Origin of the sequence: Planococcus koreensis, assembly GCF_004761975.1 — a bacterium.
In the GTDB taxonomy this organism is placed as follows: domain Bacteria; phylum Bacillota; class Bacilli; order Bacillales_A; family Planococcaceae; genus Planococcus; species Planococcus koreensis.
This window is the reverse complement of record NZ_RQII01000054.1, coordinates 1-17250: the sequence shown is the minus strand read 5'-3', so window position 1 is coordinate 17250 and position 17250 is coordinate 1. Positions and strand designations below refer to the sequence as shown.

Annotated in this window: 17 protein-coding genes and 1 pseudogene; 10 read left to right on the top strand and 8 right to left on the bottom strand. The window is 46.6% G+C overall.

The features are described 5' to 3' along the window. Complete coding sequence (locus EGV91_RS12750; RefSeq protein ID WP_135504314.1) at positions 1-285, top strand: putative quinol monooxygenase; 285 nt, start codon at positions 1-3, stop codon at positions 283-285. 318 nt (positions 286-603) lie between these two features. After that, positions 604-1875, top strand: coding sequence for a serine/threonine transporter SstT (sstT, locus tag EGV91_RS12745; RefSeq protein ID WP_135504313.1), 1272 nt, complete (start codon positions 604-606; stop codon positions 1873-1875). Between the two features lie 269 nt (positions 1876-2144). Here the strand turns inward: sstT and EGV91_RS17410 are convergent, their stop codons facing one another. Further along, the gene (locus EGV91_RS17410) at positions 2145-2795 is read right to left on the bottom strand and encodes a peptidoglycan-binding domain-containing protein (RefSeq protein ID WP_135504311.1); all 651 of its coding nucleotides are present in this window, start codon (positions 2793-2795) and stop codon (positions 2145-2147) included. A gap of 460 nt (positions 2796-3255) precedes the next feature. Here EGV91_RS17410 and EGV91_RS12735 point away from each other — a divergent pair, with 460 nt between their 5' ends. Further along, entirely contained in the window at positions 3256-4059 is an 804-nt protein-coding gene (locus tag EGV91_RS12735; RefSeq protein WP_135504310.1) for a hypothetical protein, read from the top strand. A gap of 593 nt (positions 4060-4652) precedes the next feature. Beyond that, positions 4653-4886, top strand: coding sequence for an SHOCT domain-containing protein (locus EGV91_RS12730; RefSeq protein WP_175580316.1), 234 nt, complete (start codon positions 4653-4655; stop codon positions 4884-4886). Between the two features lie 192 nt (positions 4887-5078). On the opposite strand, the gene EGV91_RS12725 is transcribed toward EGV91_RS12730, so the two are convergent. Beyond that, complete coding sequence (locus EGV91_RS12725; protein WP_135504308.1) at positions 5079-6743, bottom strand: DUF2207 domain-containing protein; 1665 nt, start codon at positions 6741-6743, stop codon at positions 5079-5081. A 172-nt stretch (positions 6744-6915) separates the two neighbouring features. Here EGV91_RS12725 and EGV91_RS12720 point away from each other — a divergent pair, with 172 nt between their 5' ends. Continuing rightward, the gene (locus tag EGV91_RS12720; RefSeq protein ID WP_135504307.1) at positions 6916-7344 is read left to right on the top strand and encodes an OsmC family protein; all 429 of its coding nucleotides are present in this window, start codon (positions 6916-6918) and stop codon (positions 7342-7344) included. Between the two features lie 61 nt (positions 7345-7405). On the opposite strand, the gene EGV91_RS12715 is transcribed toward EGV91_RS12720, so the two are convergent. Together EGV91_RS12715 and EGV91_RS12710 are read right to left on the bottom strand one after the other, a co-directional pair. After that, entirely contained in the window at positions 7406-8281 is an 876-nt protein-coding gene (locus tag EGV91_RS12715) for a YitT family protein (protein WP_135504305.1), read from the bottom strand. Between the two features lie 145 nt (positions 8282-8426). Beyond that, a pseudogene (locus EGV91_RS12710) lies at positions 8427-9145 on the bottom strand (sulfite exporter TauE/SafE family protein). Positions 9146-9845: 700 nt separating this feature from the next. Here EGV91_RS12710 and EGV91_RS12705 point away from each other — a divergent pair. Continuing rightward, positions 9846-11165 carry a short-chain fatty acid transporter gene (locus EGV91_RS12705; protein ID WP_135504304.1) on the top strand — a complete coding sequence of 440 codons (1320 nt, stop codon included), beginning with the start codon at positions 9846-9848 and terminating at the stop codon, positions 11163-11165. A gap of 126 nt (positions 11166-11291) precedes the next feature. On the opposite strand, the gene EGV91_RS12700 is transcribed toward EGV91_RS12705, so the two are convergent. After that, entirely contained in the window at positions 11292-12221 is a 930-nt protein-coding gene (locus EGV91_RS12700; RefSeq protein WP_135504303.1) for a DMT family transporter, read from the bottom strand. A 217-nt stretch (positions 12222-12438) separates the two neighbouring features. Here EGV91_RS12700 and EGV91_RS12695 point away from each other — a divergent pair, with 217 nt between their 5' ends. The 4 genes from EGV91_RS12695 to EGV91_RS12680 all read left to right on the top strand — a co-directional run bounded on the left by EGV91_RS12695 (position 12439) and on the right by EGV91_RS12680 (position 15744). Next, positions 12439-12942 (top strand): Lrp/AsnC family transcriptional regulator, encoded by a 504-nt coding sequence (locus tag EGV91_RS12695; RefSeq protein WP_135504301.1) that lies wholly within the window; start codon positions 12439-12441, stop codon positions 12940-12942. After that, positions 12939-13280 carry a MazG-like family protein gene (locus EGV91_RS12690; RefSeq protein WP_241666183.1) on the top strand — a complete coding sequence of 114 codons (342 nt, stop codon included), beginning with the start codon at positions 12939-12941 and terminating at the stop codon, positions 13278-13280. The genes EGV91_RS12695 and EGV91_RS12690 overlap by 4 nt, the downstream gene beginning before the upstream one ends. A 671-nt stretch (positions 13281-13951) precedes the next feature. After that, positions 13952-14881 (top strand): Ltp family lipoprotein, encoded by a 930-nt coding sequence (locus EGV91_RS12685; RefSeq protein ID WP_135504300.1) that lies wholly within the window; start codon positions 13952-13954, stop codon positions 14879-14881. 146 nt (positions 14882-15027) lie between these two features. Then, a complete protein-coding gene (locus tag EGV91_RS12680; protein ID WP_135504298.1) occupies positions 15028-15744 on the top strand; it encodes a type 1 glutamine amidotransferase domain-containing protein in 717 nt (238 codons plus the stop codon). 220 nt (positions 15745-15964) lie between these two features. Here the strand turns inward: EGV91_RS12680 and EGV91_RS12675 are convergent, their stop codons facing one another. The 3 genes from EGV91_RS12675 to arr all read right to left on the bottom strand — a co-directional run. Continuing rightward, positions 15965-16189: a hypothetical protein gene (locus EGV91_RS12675; protein ID WP_135504296.1), complete on the bottom strand. Its 225-nt coding sequence runs from the start codon at positions 16187-16189 to the stop codon at positions 15965-15967. Between the two features lie 333 nt (positions 16190-16522). Further along, a complete protein-coding gene (locus EGV91_RS12670; protein ID WP_135504294.1) occupies positions 16523-16888 on the bottom strand; it encodes a PH domain-containing protein in 366 nt (121 codons plus the stop codon). 57 nt (positions 16889-16945) lie between these two features. After that, the coding region (gene arr / locus EGV91_RS12665; RefSeq protein WP_135504292.1) for an NAD(+)--rifampin ADP-ribosyltransferase at positions 16946-17250 on the bottom strand (305 nt) is incomplete at its 5' end.

Genomic DNA, 17250 nt, shown 5'->3' with positions numbered 1-17250 from the left:
ATGGAACCTATCGTAATTACAGCAATCCTTAAGCCAAAGGAAAACATGGCGGATCAATTATTGGCAGAATTGAACAAAGTGGCAGAAGCTTCCCGTGCAGAAGCGGGCTGCTTAAGCTATGTTCTCCATCAATCGATCGAAGACGACACGTTCGTCCTTCACGAATCGTGGAAAGACAACGACGCTTTGGAGAGCCATGTCAGCGCCCCGCATTACCAGGAATACCGGACAAACACGGCGGACCTGGTTGCGAAGCGGGAAGTCTTTAAGCTGAAGGCTATTTGATTCGTAGCAATTTCATAGAATACCGGATACAGAACTTTGCGGAGCACCAGCGCAAAGTTCTGTATTTTTTTGGCGCTCGGTATGCAGTGCAACTCATCTGGAATATTATAGGCAAGGACCAGTCAATAAGGCTGGTCTTTTTATGTGTACCGCCAGTTCGAATGAATTAAGTATTTGATTTTATAAAAAATTTGTTCTATTCGTTCATCCGATTGGTTAGAATGGGGATAGATTGAAAAATGGCCGCTGCTCCTGCAAAAGGATGGGAGAGCAACGGCCGAGTTGCAGCTTAGAAGAAACTAGCATGGGGGAATGGACATGAACGTATTGAAAATGTGGAACCGCATCAGTCTTGTGAAACAAATCTTGATCGGCTTGGCTTTAGGGGTGGCATTGGCGGTAGCAATTCCGGAAACGGCGGCATCGTTGACGATTTTCGGCACCTTGTTTGTCGGGGCGCTGAAAGCGATCGCACCTGTTTTGGTTTTATTCCTGGTCATCGCATCGATTGCCCAGCATAAAAAGGGCCAGCAAACAAATATGAAATCGATTATTTTTCTTTATTTATTAGGAACATTTGTAGCAGCGCTTGTCGCGGTCATCGCAAGCTTCATCTTCCCGGTAAGCATTGCGTTGACGCAAGGGGCTGAAGGCTTGGCGCCTCCGGGCAATGCGGTTGAAGTCATCAAGACCTTGGTGTTGAACGTGGTCGACAATCCGGTCAACGCGCTGGTGAACGGAAACTACATCGGGATTTTGGCTTGGGCGGTTGTCCTTGGCCTGGCATTGCGAAATGCCGCAGATACGACCAAAACGGTCATCGCGAATGTATCGGATGCGGTAGCGAAGATTGTCGGCTGGATCATCAAATTTGCACCGCTCGGCATCATGGGCCTGGTCATCGAGTCGATTACGACAAACGGGCTTTCATCGCTTCTGGGCTACGGCAAACTATTGGCGCTGTTGATTGGCTGCATGGTGTTCCTGGCGCTAGTGGTCAACCCGCTTATCGTATTCATCAACATCCGCCGCAATCCGTATCCGCTGGTATTCAAATGCCTGCGTGAAAGCGGCATTACAGCATTCTTCACCCGCAGCTCAGCTGCCAACATTCCAGTCAATATGACGCTTTGTGAAAAACTTGGCTTGGACAAAGACACGTATTCGGTGTCCATTCCACTTGGTGCAACAGTCAACATGGCCGGAGCCGCAATTACGATTTCTGTTCTGACACTTGCAGCGGTCAACACGCTTGGCATCCAAGTGGATATCCCGACAGCGATCATGCTCAGTGTGCTGGCAGCGGTAAGTGCGTGTGGCGCTTCCGGCGTGGCAGGCGGCTCGCTGCTCTTGATCCCGCTGGCGTGCAGTTTGTTCGGCGTACCAGCTGACGTAGCGATGCAAGTGGTCGGCGTCGGATTCATCATCGGCGTACTGCAGGATTCGTTTGAAACGGCTTTGAACTCTTCGACAGACGTGCTGTTCACGGCGACTGCCGAATACAAGAAGCGTTTGAAAGAAGGCGACGAGGTAGTGGTCGGGAAATTTTTTGAGATTAATAAACCCTCTGAAGACTTGGCAAAAAGCTAAGTTGTTTGGCTGATTTTTTGAGACCTTCAAACAAGTGGGCTTCAAAATATGCTATTTTAAAAAAGTGAAGCACCGCTCCGGAAATTTTCGGAGCGGTGCTTTTTTTAGGGAAATTGCATTCCTTTGAACGACATGATTCAGTGTGTAAGCTGTATTTATCTAGCGGAAAAGCGGGGAATTGAAAATGCCCACCCCGTTCTCGGATGAGCACATACCTTATAAGGGGAGCATAATTAAATGTGTTTCTTTCCAGAACGATGTGGCGGCAATCACGTTTCCTGATATTCCGCGTATAGAGCGGCCCATGTATTCATGCCGACAATGCCATCGACTTCCAAGCCTTTATCTGCCTGGTATTGCCGGACATTTCGTTTTGTCTCGGGTCCAAAGATGCCGTCAACCGCTGTTTTTAGTCCATACTGATTCAAGGTCCATTGAAGGAGTTCCACTTCAATGCGTGTGCTTCCTTCGCGCAGCGTAAACTGATGCTCCGGGGCAATATCCATTAGATTCCTGAGATTGGACGGCAGTTTGCCTTCTGGATCAAATGGTTTTTTATGTTCTGCATATAATGCCGCCCACGTATGCATGCCGACAATGCCATCAACCTTCAAGCCTTTATCTGCCTGGTATTGCCGGACGTTCTTTTGGGTAGCAGGTCCGAAAATGCCATCAACCGCCGTTTTTAATCCATAGTGATTCAAGGTCCATTGGAGGAGTTCCACTTCAATGCGTGTGCTTCCTTTTCGCAGCGTAAATTGATGCTCTGGGGCGATTTTCATGAGATTCTCAAGCTTGGCCGGCAGCTGGTCTTCCTTTACTGCAGCTGCATTGTCTGTGGCTTCGACCGGCTGAGAGGAGAGGGGAGAGGCAAGCACTAACCCGAATGCAAGCAAGATGGGAACCCATTTCTTCTTCACGGCTGATTCCTCCTGGTTTTATAGTTGCCTCCTATGTACCCAGTCTAGGATGAAACAAAACTGTATTCATGCAATGGCGCCATAGCGCGAGATAGACAATCTTATTGCATACGAAAAACGATAAATCAAAAAGTGAAAGCTTTCCCTTAACATTTACAACGAATTACACAAATAGCCGCTCTGAGGAATGTTGATTTCCTCTTAGTGGCTATTCGTATCCGCCGAATCATAGATCGGGATGAGCTTTTGCAGAATCATGATACCCGTCTTGAATAGGAAAAGACATCGTTTTCAGGCGGCCGATTTCTGCTTTACTAAATTTTTGAACCTTTCCCAGTATATGTTGCGTATAATTAAAGAGAGATAGAAAAAGAACTTATATAAAGATGAATTTTTAAAAATGCGATGTAATGCTTTTAAGCTCTTGTTTCTCACTACCTTTTGCGAAAGGCTTGATTTAATGGGTACCGTTGTCCTTGTCATTCTCCTTTTTATTCTTCCATACGCTTGGTTTCTCTGGACCACCATGAATTTGAAAAGCAGCAAAGCCGGCAAAACCGAAAAATTCCGCTGGAAAATATCCCTAGCGGCTTTTATTGCCGTTGTCCTTGTCAGTGCTGTTTTAAACTACTATTTTTCCAATGCCTATCAACTTTCTTTCTTCCAGAATGGTTACGAAAGCATAGCTGCCCTCATTCTTTGCGCAGTGTTTCTGGTGATTGTGGGCATCATTACCGTGGTTGTCAACATCATCTTCAAAGACGCGCCTAAATCGTTCCATAACCCTAAGGTGGCGTGGGTTGTCACAGTGGTACTCAGTGCCACCATCCTGTTTTTCACCATTTGGGTGTATCCGCTGGCGGAGAAAGCATCTTATATATATAAAGTCAAAAATGCGCTGGCGATGGCCCAACAGCAGCAAGCCGGTGAAGAAATCACCGTCCTGTTTATGAGCTCCGAAAAAGAATGCATGCGAACCACATCATCTAATTGCCACAACCAGAAGTACCAAAACTCATTTTTCATCAAAAACAATTTGGATCAGCAAAAAGAGGTCCAAGTACAGATTCGGGCCCTGGATTCCGAACAGAAGGAACTGAAGGTGATCGAATCTGATGTCATGACGATGGGGGCCGGGGAATTAAAATTGGTCGAGACGGAAGAAACCTATGAAAAAGAGAGCATCTGGAAGCGCTCTTCCTTTGAGACCGAGTACCGCGTCTCTGCCTATGAATCGTTATATAGATATCGCGAAGCCGAATAATAAAACCTTATTGTCGTGTCTCTATGGAAGAAGCAATTTAAGGTATAAAATCTTATTGTGCGGAATCGGATACAGGGCAAGCCGTGACCCTATCAGGTTATAGAGTAGGTATAACTGTCAGCAATAGTAAATGATTTTGCCACTTTAAGAGAGAAGCTGCGCTCTTTTTAAACGCTATAAATATCGAAAGCCCAATTTCTCATTTAAATTGAGAAATTGGGCTTTTTTAATTGCTTAACAGCCGCGTCATTTAGTTAAAGGAAAACAGTGGAATTTATCGTGAAGTTTGATTTTCTTTAGCAATTGCCGATGCCGTACTTCAATAAGGAAATCAGTTTTTCTGTTTTCTCATTCTATATATGTTTTTAGATTCCGAGGGGAAAGGGGGACTGGTGGTTAAATGTAAAAAGCAGCTTGTTGATTGAATAATAGTTATCGGCTGATCCAGCGGTCTTTAAAGTTTTATTTTCCAAAAAAACTGAAGTACGAGAAGCAGCATCTACTGTCTCCAAAACTCCGCCATTTCTGCACATCTAGCGTATACATTTGAAGTGCAGATATATACCAAAAGTAAAAAAAGGAGGTAGAAAGCAATGATGGGACCAGGATGGGGAATGGGAATGGGCGGTGGATTTTGGGTGTTAATCATATTAATCGTAATTGTTGGTTTTGGCATTTACTACTTTTTGAAAACCAACAATAACAACGATGTGAATCGCTCTCAGAAAAACTCCAATACAGACGCTATGGAAATTGCCGAGAAACGGTTTGCTAAAGGTGAGATATCTACTGGAGAATTTGAAGAAATCAAGAGAAATCTTTTATGAAATGCAGATGATCATATTAAGTTGAAGGACTGGAAATAAAGATAGCCCAAGTAGGTACACAGGGGACAAATGAATTACATCACAAAAATAACCGCTCCGAGGAAATCAACATTCCTCGGAGCGGTTATTTGTTTTAATCAAACTTATATATGGTTTCTATGAAATGGCATAAAGCAGTTTCCGCTGCTTAAGTTAAAACGCCCCAGATCCACCGCCGCCACCCCCGACTCCAGCGCCAGAACCGGCCGTTCCGCCGCTTGCGCTTGCAGTGGTGGTGCCGGCTGATACAAAGATGGCTGTCATGAAAATCGGATTCATGACAAAGCTGGAGTCATCCGCTGCGGTATTCGCTGACGTGAAGGCCGCTGCTTTCCGTTCGGCGGTTTTCGGGTCGCTGCCGAGCAGATAAGCGTAGGCGCGCTGCTGGTCGTCTGAATTCAGTGCGTGCCACTGGCTTTCCGGCAAGTTTTGCATGGCCGCTTTTAATTGGCGCCAGTGATGGCGGATTTCGAGCCCGTCAAATGTGATCGGCGCGTAGGCGATGGCAAAGCCGAACGCGAGCATCGCCAGGACGATGGCGGCTGCCATTGCAGGGAACAGCGCATAGATGCCGGTGTAGATGGCGAGTCCGATGAACACGGCGCTGAGGATGCCAGCCGTCCAGCGCAGCCCCGGATGCTTTTCATAAAAGCTTTTCGCCTTTACTTCGGCGGCGATGTTTTTATTCCATTCGGCGATGGCTTCGTTGTAAGCCGGGTGGTTAAGTTCGTTTTCCGTGTATTGTTCCACTTGCCCCAGCGTGAATTCACGGCCGCCGCCAATAAAGTCGAATAATAACTCGATCAAGGTCTCTTCATGGGCGTGGTCGGTTTTTCGGTTGATGAGTTCAAAATGATCTTCCGAGACTTGCTTGATATTGCCCTTTCGCATGAGCTCCAAAATCGCTGCCGAGATGGCGTTCGGCGTCAGGAACGCTGAGTTGGTGAAATGGAGCAGCGCGGGAATGCTCATCGATTCTTTTGGCACGAAAAATTCATACGGGTAATTGCGGATTTGCCGCTTGCGCCGGACAGTGCGGATCCAGGCGAATAAAATCCCGCCCAACAGCAACGCACCAAGAATCGCAATTGCTGGAATCGCAATGACGCGAGCGGTTTGCTGATTCTGCGCGAATGCCGCCGCTTCGTTTTCCTGTTCTTCGCGGTCTTGGGCTAGGTCGTCACGGACAGTTCCACCGCGTGCAGCGGCATCCGGGAACAGCTCGGGTTCAAAAATTGCACGGACATTGGCGTTTTCACCATCCGGCACAGCGCCAAGTTCGAACACCGCCGTACCGTCATCGGTGATGCGTTCCGTATTTGCCGCTTCCTCGTAGCCCAAAGCTTCAACTTCGTCGGCCGGAAGGGGCGGGATGACGGAAATCGTCATGTCGCCGTATTCGCTGTCGTTGTTTTCGTCGAAGAACGCCCAGTAAAACTGCGCGCCGTCTTCAAATTTTTCCACGGCGTTGGTAATTTCGTAATTCAATTCGATTTCAATCGTTTCGTCGTCTTCACCAGCGCGGAAAACCTGGTAGACGCCGTCTTCCATTTCCACTTTCAACGCTTTGCCGTTTTCCGAAGCCGTGAAATTCTCGATCGATGTGCCTTCTTTGGCGATCAGGCCGCGCGTGATGCCATTGAAATCATCTTCGAATGCATACGTGAATCGTTCCGTGACATCCGCTGTGCCGTCTTCGTTCAGTTGCGCATCGATCTGGACATCCGTAATGTCAAAGTCCACCGCATACACCTGCGTCGGAACGAGAACGGCCAATACAGCGGCTAGCAAGTACGGCAGGATTTTTTTGCTTTTCATGTTCCATCACCTCTTGTCTAACAATACGGTTAGGGGAGGCAAAAGTTTCAACGAAGGAATGATGATGGTTTCGATTTAATTACACGGAAAGGCAGATTTTTCATTCCAAGGCAGAAAAGGTTAATACGCTGGGGAGGAGGATATACTAAGGGAAAAGGGAAAGGGTGATTTGATGAAAGCAAGATTGGACTGGGATGGCGGAATGGCATTTAACGGCATGACGGAATCGGGGCACCGGGTGGTATTGGATGCCGATGCGGAAAGCGGCGGGGCGAATAGCGGACCGCGTCCGACTGAGCTCCTTTTGCACGCCGCAGCCGTATGCACGGGAATGGATATCGTAATGGTTCTGAGTAAGATGCGTTTGAACGTCGAAGAATTCTTTGTCGATATCGAGGGAAGACGTGCGACGGAACACCCGAAACGGTTTACGGAGATTTCGATTACGTATCACCTGAAAGGGGATCTTCCGGAAGAGAAAGTCGTCCGTGCGATTAAACTGTCCATTGAAACTTATTGTTCGGTGACGCATTCCCTGAATGCCACCTTGAGCTACCACTATGCATTAAATGACGAACCGATTGAAACAGTCGTGCTGTAATCAAAAAAGCGCCGGATTCTCTTGTAACAGAGAGTCCGGCCCTTTTTTTATTCGCAAGAGATCAATGGATATCCCGCTTTTTGAAGTTCCCGCCTCGGACTTCCGCGACGTCGTACACCGCGATGAAGGCGTTGCTGTCGATTTCGTAGATGATTTCTTTCATCTTGCTGTCTTCGAGGCGGTTGATGATGCAGGTGATTTCTTTGTATTCTTCATTCGTATAAGCGCCTTTGACAACGTTGTACGTGGCGTTACGGCCGAGCCGGTCGTAGATGGTTTGGACGAGCAACTCGGGTTCGCGCGAAATGATTTTATAGGTTTTGGAACCGCTGAATCCTTCTTCGACGAGGTGGATCACTTTCGATGCGATGAAGTACGCGATGCCGGAAAGGAACGCGCCTTGCAGGCCGAAGACGAACGACACGACGATAAAGACGAAGACATTCAGGAACAGGATCATGTCACTCGTCCCGAATGGCAGTTTGCGCGACAGCAGGACAGCGAGCATATCGATGCCGTCCAGCGCGCCGCCGTTCCGCAGCGCAAGGCCCATGCCGAAGCCGATGATGATGCCGCCAATAACGGTGATCAAAAGCGTGTCGCCTTCGATGATGGCTGGAATGTGGTGCATGAGCGTTGTCGCGTAGGCAAGGGATGCGATGCCGATGACTGAGTAGATGGCGAAGCTGCGGCCGATTTGCTTATAGCCTAAATAGACGAACGGAATGTTCAAGATTGCAATCAGCAAGCCGAGCGGCAAACCGAATAATTGGGAACCGACGATGCTGAGGCCCGTCACGCCGCCGTCTGAGACGCTGTTCGGAATCAGCACGGCTTCGAGGCCGTATGCAGTGATGAAGGCACCGATGATGATGGGCAGCGCCCGCAGCAGCATTTTGCCTTTATTACTTTTTCGTTTTGTGTTTTTTGAAGTCATTTTCTGTGCTCCTTCTGTGCAGGATTGCGATGGGATTTTCACGCTAATTAATAAATATACCGTTCTTTAGGCGTTTTTGGTAGGGGGAACTGGCAAGAAGGACGGGTCTAGCTAATCCATCGATCAGAAAGAGAAGGCGCATATGTTAAAAAAACTGCGAAGAGACAATCTGGATGATGAGAAGGACGGTCACGGCGCGCAAAATTGGTTTTACGTAATCCGGCTTGAGCTTCTCGGCAATGCGGACGCCGGTCTGGGCGCCAGTCACGGAACCGAGCAGGAGCGCAATCGTCAGCGGCCAAATGATGTCGCCGGCCAGAATATACGTGATGGCGGCGCCGAAACAGCTGGAGAAAGTTGCAAGGCGCGGATATAGGCGATGTTCAGCGAGCTGAACAAAAAGAGCATGAGCGTTCCTTGGCCGGGGCCGAAAAGGCCGTCATAAATGCCGATGCTGTAGAGGCCGGCAACGCTTTTCTTGTTCATTTCAAGCGGACCTTGTCTGTCAAAGCCTTTTTTGCCGATAAACGAAGTAATAAAAGCGAAGACCAGCAGCACGCTGACGACGACATACATATGCTCTGCAGGAATATTCGATGCGATGAATCCGCCGGTCACACCGCCAACGAGGCTGATCGGGACGATCCATATCGATTCTTTCAAGGTGATTTTCTTTTTCTTGATAAGGTAGAAGAAGCTTGAAAACGAACTAAAGGTATTGGAAACTTTGCTGGCACCGATCGCAGAATGGACCGGCATCCCCAGCAGCAGCATCGCCGGCAAACTAATCAAGCCGCCGCCTCCGGCAAGCGTGCCGAGCGTTGTGGCGCAAAACCCGATAAAAAACATTACGATTAACTCCATGCCCGTCACCTCTTTTCCTTTTCACTATAGCGCTGTTTTGGCCATAAATAAATTCGATGTATTTTATGCAAGTCCATAAGAAAAACCAATCACCTTTAAGCTTCGTGCACAACATAGTGACTTGAGGACATCGTTTTTCACGCGGGGAAGCGTAGTGGAGGCTTGAGTGACACCGGAGAATAGCTGAACGCGCGTAAAATTCTCTGAGCGCGCGTAAATTCCGCTGAACGCGCATAAAACTTTCTGAACGCGCGTAAATTCTGCTGAACGCGCATAAAACTTTCTGAACGCGCATAAACCTCGCTAAGCGCGCATAAACTTTAAGATCACCTAAACGAAAACCGTTTCTGTGCGCGGAAATGGCTTTAACAAGCAAATTTTTCGATTTCACGCAGATGCCGGCGAATTTCTTCTCAGAACCGTGGAGAATTCGGCGTTTTTGACTTTATTCATAAAAAGTCCTGGTCGGTCCATCCGCTGAATACTGTGTGGATATTTATAAGGAATGCGGATCATATAGCTTGGCTTGCTTTGTGGCGCTGGACGAATAAATAACGCTTAATCAATTCAATTCTTTTCAAAATGAATAGCAATCAAGCGAAAAAAATCTGCCAATTTTCAAATTTTGTCCATGAAAGAGCGAAAATAAGGTAGCATTAGAAAGGGAATGAAAATTTAGACAAAAAAGGGGAGTTCAAAGTTGAAAGGAATTATCCGATTTTCCAATAATTTAATGGAGCGATTTTTGCCGGATCCGTTTTTATTCGTCATCATCTTGACGCTGGTGGTTTTCGGAATGGGCTTGGGCTTGACCGGTTCGTCGCCAGTTGAAATGGTGTCGTTTTGGGGTGAAGGCTTCTGGGCGCTGTTAGCGTTCTCGATGCAGATGGTGCTGGTGCTGGTGACCGGATTCGTGTTGGCGAGCAGCCCGATTTTCAAAAAGGGGCTGGGCAAACTTGCGAGTTTTGCAAAGACGCCGGGCAGCGCAATCATTTGGGTCACATTGGTTTCACTTGCAGCGAGCTGGATCAACTGGGGATTCGGGTTGGTGATCGGGGCTTTGTTCGCGAAAGAATTGGCGAAACGCGTTGAGCATGTCGATTACCGGCTGTTAATTGCAAGCGCTTACTCGGGATTCCTGATTTGGCATGCCGGATTTTCCGGTTCGATTCCGCTGTCGATTGCGACAGACGGCCATCCGTTCATGGAGCAGATCGGCATTATTCCTACAAGTGAAACGATTTTTGCCAGCTACAACTTGATCATCGTTGGGGCATTGGTCATTATTCTTCCGTTATTAAACCGTTTCATGATGCCGAAAAGAGAAGAGACCGTTGTCGTCGATCCGAAAGTGCTGTTGGAACCGCCAGTCGAGGAGCAAGCGGCTAAAGTGGACATGACACCGGCAGAGCGCTTGGAAAACAGCTGGATCTTGTCTGCGGTCATCGGCGTAATGGGCATTGCGTTTATCGCGTATTATTTCATTCAAAATGGCTTTGCGCTGACGCTCGATTTGGTGAACTTCATGTTCTTGTTCCTCGGAATTTTATTCCACGGGACGCCGCGCAAGTATTTGATCGCGGTGCAAGAAGCAGTCAAAGGAGCGGGCGGCATCATCATCCAATTCCCGTTTTACGCAGGAATCATGGGAATGATGACGGCGTCCGGTTTGGCAGCCGTCTTATCGGATGCCTTCGTCAGCATCTCAACGGCAGAGACCTTCCCGCTATTCGCCTTTTTAAGCGCAGGGCTCGTCAACTTCTTCGTCCCTTCAGGCGGCGGACAATGGGCCGTCCAAGGGCCGATTATGCTGGAAGCTGCCGAAATGCTCGGCAGCGACACTGCAAAAGTGGCCATGGCGGTTGCATGGGGAGATGCCTGGACGAATATGATCCAGCCTTTCTGGGCATTGCCGGCACTGGCCATCGCAGGCCTCAAAGCGAAAGACATCATGGGCTTTTGTTTGATCGTGCTGTTTGTCAGCGGGGTTGTGATTGGGGCAGGGTTGTTGTTTTTGTAAATGAAAGCTGAAAAGGGTTATGCCAGTTCAATTGGCATAACCCTTTTTGTTGTGAGATGTCTGAGAGCAGAGTGATTTCTACAATCGATACTTTTAAATGTTAATCTCCAAAATTCCAGGCACTCTCTAACGAATCTCGCTCGTTAGAGGATTTGTTTCGCCTGCAACATCTTTCCGAAAAAATCTCTTCGTCTTGAAATAACTGAAGAAATAACAACCGATAATCACCAGGGCACTGCCAAGGACTTGGATGCCAGACATTTTTTCTCCGAGGAAAATGAAGGCCAAAACGGCTGTGAAGATCGGATTGAAATTGAGGAACAGCCCCGATGTCGTCGCGCCCAATTTCTGGACGCCGAGATTCCAAAGGACAAAACAAACGACTGTGGAAATAAGCCCCGTATACAGAATGGAATAGACAAATGAAGGGTTGATGTTCGTCACGGTGAAGTCAGCGAAATTGAACGGCAGCAGGACGGCGATGCCGAAAACGCCGGAATACAGTGTGGCCATCATCGGCGAAACCGAGGCCATCGCCCATCTGCCGCAGACCGAATAGATGCCCCAACAGCAAACGGCGGCCAGCATGAATAAATCGCCTTTATTGAATTGCATGGACAAAAGCACATCGCTGCTTCCTTTTGACAACACGAGAATGACGCCGAAAAGCGAAAGGCCCATCGCGGTTTTCTGCAGCGGTTTGATTTTTTCTTTCAGCAAAATAGCTGAAAAGACGGCGATGGAAATCATGTTCAGTGTCGAAATCAGCCCGATGTTCGTAGCGGAAGTGTGGTTCAGCGCGATGAATTGCAGAATATTGAACAGCGCGACGCCGGTAATGCCCATAAGAAATAAAGGCACCAGGGCTTTTCGCGGAGGCAGGATCTTTTTCTCAGTCGTCCATACCAGGGGAATCAGGAACAGCACCGCAATCATCCACCGCAGGCTGGTCAAAGTCATGGGGGAAGCGTGGCCCACCAGCCATTTCCCAACGACGAAATTCCCTGCCCACATTAAACTTACCAATAGCAACAATAAAAAATACAAATAGCGCATGACGGCTCCTTCTCCTGCTGGATTTTCAGCATATGTAAGCAGATTGTTTGGATTGAATATTAATAATTTTATCATTTTAAGTTATAATAATGATTATTATTCGGTGAAGTTGAATAAAATTAGAAAAATTTAAAGTTTAAGCTCTTTTGAAGGAATTTTATTCGGTTTTCATTATTGAATGCAGCGTTGCACAAAAACATTTAAAGGGGCGGGTCCATTGGAAAAGGTCGTAAGCAAAGTGTTGGATGGGGTGGATGTCCGGATTTTGGACATTCTTCAAAAGCAAGCGGAGTTGAGCCATACGGAAATAGCGAAGCGCGTGAACTTATCGTCTCCCGCTATTCACACCAGGATTAAGCGCCTCGAAAACGAGGGATACATCAATCAGCAAGTTGCGATTTTAAATCCGGAGAAGCTGGGATTCGATTTATTGTGTTTTATTTTCATCACGACGGATCTTCATCAGGCAGATGAATTGGAGAAATTGGAACAGGCGCTGGAAAAAATGCCGGAAGTGCTGGAATGCCAATGCATCACGGGGGAATACGATTACCTGCTGAAGGTCGCCAACCGGAACCGCCAGGATTTGCAGCTGTTTATCCGGAAGTTGAACAAACTGGGCATTAGTAAAATTCAGACCAATTTGGCGCTTCGGGAAGTCAAGTATTCGACCGTGCTGCCGATAAATGAAACCACAGAAAATAACGGAGGTGCAAGATGAAGGAGTTACAGGCATTTACAAAACAATACCAGCAGGAAATGGGCTGGAGCATCAATGGCAATAGTTTCCTTGAAAGCCGGGCATCGCTGTTGAATAGTTACATGCTGCTGACGACGGAAGTCGCCGAGGTGGCTGAGGAATTGCGCAAGGCATTCAATCTGACACATCGCTACGTGGAGGAAGGGATGGACGAAGAGGAAGCATTTCAACTGGCATCCCAAATGGTCAAGGAAGACATAGGAAAAGAGCTTGCCGACTGCCTCGCCTATATGATGAAGTTCGCCAATTTTTTGAAATCGAGATGGAAGACAGTTTTTATGCCAAGATGGAAGAAGTGAAAAACCGCAAGAACAAAGATTTTGTCAGGAGAGAAATCCGGACTTGATTAGAATTGAGGAGATTCTTATCGGGGTACTTATTTTCGCGTAAAACTGGCTGGCCAGAATAAAGAAAGAGCGAGGCGCACATGCCTCGTTCTTTTTTATTGTCATAGCTTTTGTTTGGTTTTGTCATACATGGCGCCTGTTACATCAAAATTCTTCGGAGGAGTGTTTTCATGCTTATGAATTGTGTTTCTACTAGGGATGAGAACTCTTAAAACCATATAGTCTGTAATATCTAATCAAGGCTTAAGCTCCTAGTATTAGTATATTAAATAATTTATGTATAAATTAACTGAATATTGTGATAAATTATAAGTATTGTAGGCCGTATTGAGGGGGTGTTTTGAAGGAGAAAATCTATTGAAAAAGCAAATGCGCTTTATTAGTTGTATTAAAAGGATTCACAGCTTAGAAGCATCTTTTAGAAAAGCGGCTGAAGATAAATGTCCGAATCGCTCTAATAACAATGAAAAGACTAGGTAATTTCCATGCTCAATAAAAGTGGAGTTGGGATTCCTATCGCATGTCTAAAAAATTATCGGCTTAAGAGATTTCACTTAAGAAGAACTAGCGAGAGGAATCGCAAACAATATTGCAGCTTCATCAGTTGAAGGGAGTGTGTGCTCGTGCGGACAAATAACAAGTTTTTATTGGCGGCAGGACTTACTATAATTTTAAGTGGGTGCGGTGAACAGGCTGGAGATACCGGTGAACCAGTGCTTGACGAAACGAAAGTTGAAGCGACAGAAGTAGAGGAAGTTTCTGAGGCGGACACGAAAGCCGAGGAAGAAGCAAAAGCAGAAGCAGAAGCAACTGCAAAAGTCGATGAAGAAGCGAAGGTGAAGGCTGAAGCAGAAGCGAAGGCAAAGGCTGAGGCAGAAAAAGCAGCGAAAGCCGAAGAAGAAGCGAAAGCAAAGGCTGAGGCAGAAGCGGCAGCGAAAGCGGAAGAAGAGGCGAAGGCAAAAGCTGAAGCGGAAGCGGCGGCGAAGGCGGAAGAAGAGGCGAAGGCAAAGGCTGAAGCAGAAGCCGCCGCTAAAGCCGAGGAAGAAGCGAAGGCGAAGGCAGCGGCAAAAGCCGCAGAAGAAGCGAAGGCAAAAGCAGAAGCGGAAGCAGCTGCAAATGCAGGCACGGTATCCCAGCAACAAGCGGTTGGGATGGCTGAGAATTATCTGGAGTTTACGGCTTTTTCAAAAAGTGGCTTGATCGAACAGCTGGAATTTGAAGGGTTTAGTAATGGCGACGCTACGTATGCCGTCGAAAACATCAATGTGAATTGGAGCGAACAGGCAGTCAAAATGGCGGCGAATTACATTGAGTACACAGCTTTCTCCAAGAGCGGGTTAATCGAACAATTGGTATTTGAAGGCTTCAACAATGCCGATGCTGCGAATGCAGTAGAGAATATCAATGTGAATTGGAGCGAGCAGGCAGTCAAAATGGCTGAAAATTACCTAAGCTCCATGTCTTTTTCAAGATCCGGATTGATTGAACAATTACAATTTGAAGGTTTCAGTAATGCAGATGCTGCGAATGCTGTGACTGCAGTAGGACTTTAAAGATAATCAGAGCCGCCCAGAGGAAATCACCATTCTTCGAAGCGGTTTTATTATGCTTATCAATCGTATTTCGCCTTAGGACTAAAACCCAAAAGGCGGGGAATACCTATAAAAAAAGGAGATTGAATTTATGGGAGGAACGCATCTTGGATAAAATACTGATTGTCGTGACGAATCACGCCGCTCTTGGGACAAGAGGCAAGAAAACAGGATTATGGCTCAGGGAATTAACGGATTTCTATCATGAAGTGAAAGACGAGTTCGATATCGATATCGTCAGCACGTCAAAACAGCGGGTGCCGCTTGATCCGAGAAGTCTGCTGGCGGTGCTGACGGATAAAACAACCCGCGGCTATTACCTGGATGACGAGTTGATGGACCGGTTGAAAAGGCCGCTTGTGCCAGATGAAGTAGATGGCGATGATTATGCGGCCATTTATTTTGCTGGCGGGCATGGAACGATGTGGGATTTTCCAGAGAATAAAGGCTTGCAGGAATTGACCCGAAAAATTTACGAAAACGGCGGGATTGTTTCTGCGGTGTGCCACGGCCCGAGCGCTTTGCCGAACGTCCAGCTGTCCGACGGCAGGTATCTATTGGCCGGCCATGTCGTAACCGGATTTTCAAACCGGGAAGAGAAAATGATGCGGCTGTTTAAAGATACTCCCTTTTCACTCGAAGATAAGCTGCGGGAGCGGGGAACTTTGTATAAACAGGCAGCGATGCCATTATCGAAGTGCGTGGTGTTGTCCGGGCGGTTGATCACGGGGCAAAATCCGGCATCCTCTAAAGGCGTCGCTTTGAAATTGAAGGAACAATGGCATTGGATTAAGAAAGATCGGAAGCTTGGAAATGTGGACTGATGGAGCTGGCCATTTCTTCTTGTGAAGATTCCAGGGGATGCATACGGTTGAAACAGCTGTTTGAAAAGCATCCCTATTGTCCTTGTAGCTTAGCTGACAATAGGGATGCTTTTTTCTTTGTATCATTTCTTTTAAATTTATAGATAAGTGAAGGTAGTAGATGGAATGATCTGCATGAAATGAAAAAGGGCCGTTCTTTATGAACGAAGCTCCAAATTATTTATTGCCATTTGCCATTTGCTTCGAGAATTGCTTTTAAATCTCTAAATAAATTATCATGCGTTCTTGCCATCTGCTTGCCGTCGTGTTTTTCAGTAGACTCAATACTTGTAAGCCATGAATCTTTTCCAGCATGAGGATTTTTAATGGAAATGTGGATGGTATGTTCATCCTGCTTCCAAAAATTCAAGTTAAGACCTGATACCGTTTTTGTTTCGCTCTTCATAATAATATCCCTCCAAACTTGTAACTAATTTATAGTATATCCTAAAATAAGACTGCATAATTCCTGCCGCTTAAATACTCCCTTTTAATGATATGTTAAATAAAAAGTAAACACTTGCATCAATATCCCCTTCAAGGCGAATGAAAAAATTCTGGTCTGAGAATATGAATATTTAAAGTGAATACATTACCGCCCGGAGGAAATTAATGTTCTGCGGAGCAGCGCTTTGCATTATTCACATTTACGGATTGCTTGAAACTTTTATGGTTCATAGAGAGAGGTGTAGTAATAAAAAAGCAGCCCCTTCTAAAGGAAAGGGGCTACTACTAAAATTTAAAGAATCGCTTCAGCAATGATTTTATCAAGCTTGCGAATATCGACTTTCTTATTCAAGTTCAATTTGAATTTACCGGCTTTCGTCCAAAGCTCGAGCTCAGTGTTTAAATCGAACGTTCCACCGTTTTCCGATGAATACATGATGATTGATTTGAAAGGAATTGTGTAAATCTCAACTTTTTTTCCAGTCAATCCCTGTTTGTCGGAAATGATAATGCGTTTGTTTGTAACCACTGCTGTGTCACGTACTGTCTTGTAAGCGATGTGCGCCTCTTCTCCAGCAATCAGCAAGTCATTGATCGACTCGGGTACTTCAACTTCCTGAATAAACGTCCAAGCCATCATTGAATTTAATTCAGCCATTTTAAAATTCCCCCTAGGTGTTTCTTTTCCTAGTATGTCATAAAATGTAAAATAAAGTCAATCCAAAATAATCGCCTTGCCTTGTTCACGCAGCTCTTTTAAAGATGCAAGCATATGATCGATTGCTTCATCGGAATGCCGTTCCCATACTCCGAGTTCCGCAACGATCTTCAAAGGTGATTTGGACCGGTACGAGCGTGTCGGGTTTCCGGGGAAGCGTTTGTCGGTCAGGTTCGGATCGTTCTCGAATTCGCCTTGGGGTTCGACGATGTAAATGCGTTCTTTGGCGTCGGATGCCGCTAACTCGGCGCCCCATTTGGCTGCTTCCAGGCTTGCGGTGAAGTAGATGTAATTCGATTTTT

Excerpts from the sequence above, each read along its gene's own strand:
- EGV91_RS12750 (WP_135504314.1), top strand. The coding sequence starts at position 1 with ATGGAACCTATCGTAATTACAGCAATCCTTAAGCCAAAGGAAAACATG.
- sstT (WP_135504313.1), top strand. The coding sequence starts at position 604 with ATGAACGTATTGAAAATGTGGAACCGCATCAGTCTTGTGAAACAAATC.
- EGV91_RS12735 (WP_135504310.1), top strand. The coding sequence starts at position 3,256 with ATGGGTACCGTTGTCCTTGTCATTCTCCTTTTTATTCTTCCATACGCT.
- EGV91_RS12730 (WP_175580316.1), top strand. The coding sequence starts at position 4,653 with ATGATGGGACCAGGATGGGGAATGGGAATGGGCGGTGGATTTTGGGTG.
- EGV91_RS12725 (WP_135504308.1), bottom strand. The coding sequence starts at position 6,743 with ATGAAAAGCAAAAAAATCCTGCCGTACTTGCTAGCCGCTGTATTGGCC.
- EGV91_RS12720 (WP_135504307.1), top strand. The coding sequence starts at position 6,916 with ATGAAAGCAAGATTGGACTGGGATGGCGGAATGGCATTTAACGGCATG.
- EGV91_RS12715 (WP_135504305.1), bottom strand. The coding sequence starts at position 8,281 with ATGACTTCAAAAAACACAAAACGAAAAAGTAATAAAGGCAAAATGCTG.
- EGV91_RS12700 (WP_135504303.1), bottom strand. The coding sequence starts at position 12,221 with ATGCGCTATTTGTATTTTTTATTGTTGCTATTGGTAAGTTTAATGTGG.
- EGV91_RS12690 (WP_241666183.1), top strand. The coding sequence starts at position 12,939 with ATGAAGGAGTTACAGGCATTTACAAAACAATACCAGCAGGAAATGGGC.
- EGV91_RS12675 (WP_135504296.1), bottom strand. The coding sequence starts at position 16,189 with ATGAAGAGCGAAACAAAAACGGTATCAGGTCTTAACTTGAATTTTTGG.
- EGV91_RS12670 (WP_135504294.1), bottom strand. The coding sequence starts at position 16,888 with ATGGCTGAATTAAATTCAATGATGGCTTGGACGTTTATTCAGGAAGTT.